Origin of the sequence: Novosphingobium sp. CCH12-A3 (assembly GCF_001556015.1) — a bacterium.
Lineage (GTDB): Bacteria > Pseudomonadota > Alphaproteobacteria > Sphingomonadales > Sphingomonadaceae > Novosphingobium > Novosphingobium subterraneum.
In genome coordinates this window covers 1-3,073 of the sequence record NZ_LSIA01000155.1, presented here as the reverse complement: position 1 = coordinate 3,073, position 3,073 = coordinate 1, and the positions used below count along the sequence as shown (strand labels likewise).

Below are 3,073 nucleotides of genomic sequence, written 5' to 3'. Positions count from 1 at the left end.
TGTAAACGCTCGCGCTAAGTGGCGGCATTCTGATCGCGCTATTTGTCGGCGAGCGTCGCTACGCGGCTACCGGCTTGGTCTCGGCCGATCGCACATAGGCGTAGAGTTTTGGCTTGGAGATGCCGAGCATCGAGCAAATCTTGGCGATCGGCATCGTGTTCTCGTGGTAGAGCCTGACGGGCAGGTCGCGCTTGTCCTTGCCGAGTGCGGCCGGCCGGCCACCCTTCTTGCCGCGAGCGCGGGCTGCGGTGAGACCGGCCTGGGTCCGCTCGCGGATCAGGTTGCGCTCGAACTCCGCCAATGCCCCGAACAGGTGGAAGGTAAGCTTGCCCGACGTGGTGGTCGTGTCGATCGCCTCGTGCAGGCTCAGCAGCCCGACCTTTTCCTCGTCGAGGTAGGTCATCCATCCGATCAGATCACGGAGCGAGCGGCCGAGCCTGTCGAGGCGCCAGACCACCAGTGTGTCGCCGGCGCGAAGCAGCTCCTTCACCTTTTCCAATCCAGGGCGAGCGGCAGTCGCCCCGGAGGCCTTGTCGGTGATGACCTTCTCGCAGCCGGCAGCCTTCAGCGCATCACGCTGGAGGTCCAGGTTCTGCTCGGCGGTCGATACGCGGGCGTAACCGATTTTCATGCGTAGGGCCGGTGGCGCCCCGATCGGGCGCGGTTTGGGAAGAAAGTCGTCATCGGCAGGTCTATGTTGCCCTAGTTTTCTTTACCGGGTAGATTTACGTCGAACAGGCCGGTTTGGCAACGCGAGCGGACTCGCATGGCGATGGGCAGGCAAATCTCCGTTTTCCTTACCTGCGACACGGACCGTCGGCGGTGACGCATCCGGCGCTTGTCCCGCCGCTGGCGATCGAGCGCTACCGCGTCCTTGAACCGCACCTCGCCGATGGCATCCCGCTCGCGGACCTCGCCCGCACCGGCACGCTGAGCGAGCGGACGTTGCAGCGCTGGCTCGGGCGCTACCGTGCCGAAGGACTTGCCGGTCTCGCGCGTCTGCCGCGCAACGATCGGGGCAGGCTGCACCTGCCGGAACATCTGGTCGAACTGACCCGCACTCTCGCCACCAAGCGCCCGCGACCCCCGGTCGCCGCCATTCACCGAAAGGTGCAGGAACTCGCCATCGCGCATGGACACCGAACCCCCAGCTATGCGGCCGTCGCGCGTGTCGTCAGGGCGATACCGGCAAGCCAGATCGCCGCAGCCTCCGATCCGGCCGTCTACCGCGACCAGCACGAGCTAGTGCATCGGCGCGAAGCCGCGACCTCGAACGAGATGTGGCAGGCCGATCATACCGTTCTCGACATTCTCGTGCTCGATGATGCCGGAACCCCGGTGCGTCCTTGGCTGACCGTCATCGTTGACGATCACAGCCGAGCCATCGCCGGTTACTTCCTCAGCCTCGATGCCCCCAGTGCCCTCAACACGGCGCTCGCCTTGCGGCAGGCGATCTGGCGCAAGCCCAATCCCGAATGGATCGTCAGCGGCATTCCCGAACAGCTTTACGTCGACAACGGCTCGGATTTCATCTCCGAGCATATCGAGCAGGCGTGCATCGCCCTCAAAATCCGCCTCATCCATTCGCTGCCGGGGCGTCCTCGCGGGCGCGGCAAGATCGAGCGGCTGTTCCGCACCATCAACGACATGTTCCTGCCCGACCTGCCCGGCCACCTGATCGCGGGCAAGCCGCTGTCGGCGCCAGTGCTCACGCTCGACGAGCTGCGCGCCCGCTTCGAGGCGTTCGTGTGCGGCGTCTATCATCGTCGCCCGCATGGCAGCACCGGCGAACCGCCGATCACGCGCTGGCAGAAGGGCGGGTTCCTGCCCGCAATGCCCGACAGCCTTGAACAGCTCGACATGCTGCTCGTGCACGTGCCCAAGCCCCGTAAAGTGCTGCGCGACGGCATCCGTCTGATGGGCAGGCGCTATGTCGAACCCACGCTCGCGGCCTTCGTCGGCGAGCAGGTCGAGGCGGTCTATGACCCCCGCGACCTGACCGAGATCCACGTCTACCACCAGGGCCGGTTCGTCTGCCGTGCGCTCAGCTCCGAGCACGCTGGGCACCCGTCGTTGCGCGCGATCCAGCGCGCCCGGCGCGGCGCGAAGGAGCGCGACAAGCAGGTGCCTGCCCCCACGGAGACCTTCGATGGCGACCAAGAGGATACGGCTTCCCGGCCCACCACCTACCGAGGGCTCCGGCTCTACGCCGCTGACGATTGAGTTCCTGGTCGAGCAGCCGTTCCTGGCGACCCGCGAACATGCCCGGTTCGTCGAGTTTGCCGAAGCCTGCGCGCACTACCGCTATATCGGCGTGTGTCATGGCCGGCCGGGCGTCGGAAAGACGCGATCGGCGCGCGAGTTTTCCAGCTTCCCCGACCTGGGGGAATATGCCGCGCTCCGTCCCATTGCCGCGCTCCTTGGCGAAAAGGTCGCTCGCTGCCGCGCCGTCTTCTACACCGTGTCGGTCAGCAACACGCCCAAGACGATCGACGCGGTGTTGGGCCTCAACCTCATTAAGCTGGGCTATGCCCGGCTGACGGTCGCGGGCGGCTCGCAGGACGAAATCACCCATGACGCCGCCCGCATCGCCTGCCCCCTCGTCATCGTCGACGAGGCCGACCGCCTGACCATAAAGTCGCTCGAACATCTCCGCGACATGGCCGATCGCCACGGCTTCGGGCTGATCCTGATGGGTATGCCGGGCTTGGAGAAGCGCCTCGCCCGCTATGCCCAGCTCTACTCGCGGATCGGCTTCGTCCACGAGTTCAAACCGCTTACCGAGACCGAAATGCGGCTGCTGCTCGCGACCCACGCCGGCGATTTCGGGATCAGCTTCGACCCGGCCCAACTCGACGCGATCGAAGCGCAGGCAGCCGTGATCCGCATCACGCGCGGCAACTTCCGGCTCATGGAGCGCCTGTTCGCGCAGATGCGGCGGATCATGACCCTCAACCGCGTCGAGGAGGTCACCGCTGACATCGTTCAGGCCGCGCGCGATTGCCTCGTCATCGGACCCGGCAACTGACAAATAGCGCGATCAGAACGCCGCCATTTAGCGCGAGCGTTTACA

General features: G+C 65.7%; 3 protein-coding genes. 2 read left to right on the top strand and 1 reads right to left on the bottom strand.

Features of this window, described 5'->3' with window-relative positions; all coding sequences use genetic code 11:
* Positions 1-58: 58 nt before the first annotated feature.
* A complete protein-coding gene (locus tag AX703_RS12165; RefSeq protein ID WP_009824027.1) occupies positions 59-631 on the bottom strand; it encodes a recombinase family protein in 573 nt (190 codons plus the stop codon).
* 191 nt (positions 632-822) lie between these two features.
* Between AX703_RS12165 and AX703_RS12160 the strand changes: the two genes are divergently transcribed.
* Both AX703_RS12160 and AX703_RS26635 read left to right on the top strand, forming a co-directional pair.
* Positions 823-2,223: a Mu transposase C-terminal domain-containing protein gene (locus AX703_RS12160; RefSeq protein WP_004212864.1), complete on the top strand. Its 1,401-nt coding sequence runs from the start codon at positions 823-825 to the stop codon at positions 2,221-2,223.
* Entirely contained in the window at positions 2,150-3,028 is an 879-nt protein-coding gene (locus tag AX703_RS26635) for an AAA family ATPase (protein ID WP_009824028.1), read from the top strand. The genes AX703_RS12160 and AX703_RS26635 overlap by 74 nt, the downstream gene beginning before the upstream one ends.
* Positions 3,029-3,073: the final 45 nt, after the last annotated feature.